The 3,304-nt window shown below is 61.4% G+C and carries 3 protein-coding genes and 1 pseudogene; 2 read left to right on the top strand and 2 right to left on the bottom strand.

Annotated features, from left to right (window positions below; all coding sequences use genetic code 11):
* Positions 1 to 637: 637 nt before the first annotated feature.
* Both HP499_RS22495 and HP499_RS22490 read left to right on the top strand, forming a co-directional pair.
* On the top strand, positions 638 to 1,837 hold the full coding sequence (locus tag HP499_RS22495; protein WP_172326303.1) for an acetyl-CoA C-acetyltransferase: 1,200 nt from the start codon (positions 638 to 640) through the stop codon (positions 1,835 to 1,837).
* Between the two features lie 2 nt (positions 1,838 to 1,839).
* A complete protein-coding gene (locus HP499_RS22490) occupies positions 1,840 to 2,367 on the top strand; it encodes an aminoacyl-tRNA deacylase (protein ID WP_375154267.1) in 528 nt (175 codons plus the stop codon).
* A 128-nt stretch (positions 2,368 to 2,495) separates the two neighbouring features.
* On the opposite strand, the gene rplL is transcribed toward HP499_RS22490, so the two are convergent.
* Complete coding sequence (gene rplL, locus HP499_RS22485) at positions 2,496 to 2,873, bottom strand: 50S ribosomal protein L7/L12 (RefSeq protein ID WP_011775604.1); 378 nt, start codon at positions 2,871 to 2,873, stop codon at positions 2,496 to 2,498.
* Positions 2,874 to 2,949: 76 nt separating this feature from the next.
* Positions 2,950 to 3,304 (bottom strand): annotated as a pseudogene (locus HP499_RS22480) (50S ribosomal protein L10); the annotation flags it as partial.

The raw sequence follows: 3,304 nt of genomic DNA, 5'->3' as shown, positions 1-3,304 counted from the left end.
CGTTTCCGACGAGCCAGTCAAAGCTGTCCGTCTGCAGGGCGAGAAGATTCGGAACGTCAAGCGGTTCGTGAATCTTTGCGAATGAGAGGCGGCGGGTGGCACCATCGGTGCTTGCCGTGTTAGCGGTTTCGTTATTAGAGGTGCTCGAGGCGACCAAGAGGGATCCTTCCACAGACCTTCAGGCGTTTTCAGATCTCCCCCGTTTGCATCCCGCAGAGTGCTCCGCAGGATACTTATTCCGGTTCCGCTATATGACCCGGACCCAGTCCACTCATTGGCTATGCACGTTAAGGAACGGCACGTCAATGGTGCAGCTGAGAGGTAAAGCCCACCGCTATATGAAGGCTGAAGGTTAACAGGGAAGACGCAAATATCTACGATACGGCAAAGTAGCCTTCCTGTCTACCCCAGATCGTCCCTGATTGCAAGCACCGTTGCTGCAGGCACCTAAGCACAGGGCTCCGCAGCGAATCGGCCTGTACGTAAGAGAACCTTCCGGACCTAAGAGAACATTCCGGCATGTCTTTGGTTCCTCGCGCGTGATTGGAATGCCGACGCAAGCACAACCGTTGAAAGGGTAGGCTGGCGCACGCTCCGCGATAGCCTTGCAACACCACACCAGGATGGAAGAGAGACCATGACCAACTCCGCTGACGACAATGACGTTGTCATCCTTGCCGCTTCCCGTACCCCGCAGGGCCGGCTTAACGGGCAATTGGCGGGCTTTACCGCCGTCGACCTTGGCGCGCATGCCATCACAGCAGCCCTGGCGGCCAGCGGCGTGAAAGCCGAACAAGTGGACGCCGTGATCATGGGGCAGGTACTCCAAGCGGGGGCGGGCCAAAACCCTGCCCGCCAAAGCGCCATTGCCGCCGGCGTTGGTTGGAACATCCCTGCCGTGACCATCAACAAGGTCTGCCTTTCCGGGCTCACAGCAGTGATTGACGCCGCCCGCATGATCCGCAGCGGTGACGCCACAGTGGTGGTTGCCGGGGGCCAGGAATCAATGACCCGCGCACCACATCTCCTGCCCGGTTCGCGGCAGGGTTGGACCTATGGAGCCATCCAGGCTTTGGACGTTGCAGCCCATGACGGTCTCACGGATGCTTTCGATGGACAATCCATGGGCCTGTCCACGGAAACCAGGAACCTCACCCTGGGCATTGACCGCAAGGCCCAGGACGAGGTGGCGGCTGCCTCCCACCAGCGTGCCGCTGCCGCCATCGCAGACGGAACGTTCGACGTCGAAATAGCTCCGGTAAGCGTCAAGCAGCGCAAGGGTGATCCCCTGGTCCTCACCTCGGATGAAGGTGTCAGGCCCGCCACCACTGTAGAGACGCTGGCACCACTCAAGGCTGCTTTCGCCACAGACGGCACCATCACGGCCGGCAACTCCTCTCCCCTGTCCGACGGCGCCTCCGCACTGGTGCTGACCAGCCGACGCTTCGCCGAGGACAACGGCTTGGACTACCTTGCTGTTGTGGGTAAACCCGGCCAGGTTGCCGGACCGGACAACTCGCTGCACTCACAGCCCTCGAACGCCATTGCACAAGCCTTGAAACGTGCGGGTTGGACCGCGGAGGACCTGGATTTCATCGAGATCAACGAAGCCTTCGGCTCTGTTGCCGTCCAGTCCCTCAAGGACCTCCGCTATCCGCTGGATAAGTGCAACATCCACGGCGGCGCAATTGCCCTGGGCCACCCCATCGGGGCCTCCGGTGCGCGGCTCGCGCTGCACGCAGCCCACGAGCTCAAGCGCAGGGGAACAGGCAAGGCCGCAGTGTCACTTTGCGGCGGTGGCGGCCAAGGTGAAGCCCTGCTCCTGTACCGCGACTGACTATGGAACCGGGACTGGGTCCCGAACCGCCAACGAGGGGAAACGACGTGAATGATCCTGTGACGGACGGGGCCGAACGCTTCCTGTCCGATGCTGCCGCCCGCGGACTGGACGTGGACGTCGTCGAGCGTCCCGCAGCCCGCAGCTTGGAAGAAGCTGCCGGGATACTGGGCATCAGCCCGGCTGACATTGTGAAGTCGCTGGTGGTCAAGCACCGCGATGGCAGTTTCCTGTTCGCGCTGATTCCGGGCGACCGCCAGATCTCGTGGCCTAAGCTGCGCGCCCTGGTTGGCGTCAATAAGCTCTCACTCCCCCACGCTGACGTCGCCCTGGCCGCCACCGGCTACGAGCGGGGCACCATCACCCCCTTGGGCAGCACCACACCGTGGCCCGTCTATGCCGACGCCACGATCACCGGACGCCGCATTTCCATGGGTGCCGGAGCACATGGCCGGAGTGCGTTCGTGGACGCCGATGCCCTCACGTCCGCACTCGGTGCGGTTGTGGCGGACATCAGCGAACCAAACTAGGTAGCAGCACATGCCGTTCTGACAGCTCAGAACGGCATGTGCTGCTACCTGCTTGGGGTGCATTAAACGCAGGAAGCCCCGCCCGCTCCTTAGTCGGAGCGGGCGGGGCTTCCACAAGCAAGAACGAGTTACTTGAGGGTAACCGTTGCGCCAGCTTCTTCGAGCTGAGCCTTTGCCTTCTCGGCAGCTTCCTTGGTGGCGCCTTCGAGAACAGCCTTCGGTGCGCTGTCAACCAGGTCCTTGGCTTCCTTGAGGCCGAGGGAGGTGATGGCGCGAACTTCCTTGATCACTGCGATCTTCTTGTCGCCAGCAGCTTCGAGAACGACGTCGAATTCGGTCTTCTCTTCAGCAGCTTCAGCAGCACCGCCGGCAGCGGGGCCGGCAACTGCAACAGCAGCAGCCGTAACTTCGAAGGTCTCTTCGAAGAGCTTGACGAACTCGGAGAGCTCGATGATGGTCAGTTCCTTGAAAGCTTCAATGAGCTCTTCGTTGCTGAGCTTCGCCATGGTGGCGTCCTTCCATTAGTTGGTGCAGGTCCGGGCTAAACCGATCCATGCACCAGAGTTTGATTGAGGGGAGAACTTAGTTCTCTTCGGTTGCAGCTTCAGCGGCTTCGGCCGGAGCCGCAACCTCTTCAGCAGCAGCCTCTTCAGCGGCCGGGGCTTCTTCAGCGGCCGGTGCAGATGCGCCGCCCTCTTCTTCAAGCTTGAGGCGCAGAGCGTCGATGATGCGTGCAGCAGCGGATGCGGGAGCCTTGAGGACACCAGCAACACGTGCAAGCTGCAGCTCGCGGGACTCGAGGGCTGCCAGTGCGGCAACTCCTGCTGCGTCCAATGCCTTGCCTTCGAAGACGCCGGTCTTGATAACCAGCTGCTTGTTGGCCTTGGCAAAGTCCGTCAGGCTCTTGGCAGCAGCAACAGCGTCACCCTTGATGAAA

Source organism: Paenarthrobacter sp. CM16 (assembly GCF_013179505.1).
Taxonomy (GTDB): Bacteria; Actinomycetota; Actinomycetes; order Actinomycetales; family Micrococcaceae; genus Arthrobacter.
Note: the sequence above shows the minus strand (reverse complement) of the source record. Positions and strands in the feature narration are given on the sequence as shown.

What these genes read in the sequence shown, in the direction of transcription:
- HP499_RS22495 (WP_172326303.1), top strand. Translation starts at nt 638, where the DNA reads ATGACCAACTCCGCTGACGACAATGACGTTGTCATCCTTGCCGCTTCC.
- HP499_RS22490 (WP_375154267.1), top strand. Translation starts at nt 1,840, where the DNA reads ATGGAACCGGGACTGGGTCCCGAACCGCCAACGAGGGGAAACGACGTG.
- rplL (WP_011775604.1), bottom strand. Translation starts at nt 2,873, where the DNA reads ATGGCGAAGCTCAGCAACGAAGAGCTCATTGAAGCTTTCAAGGAACTG.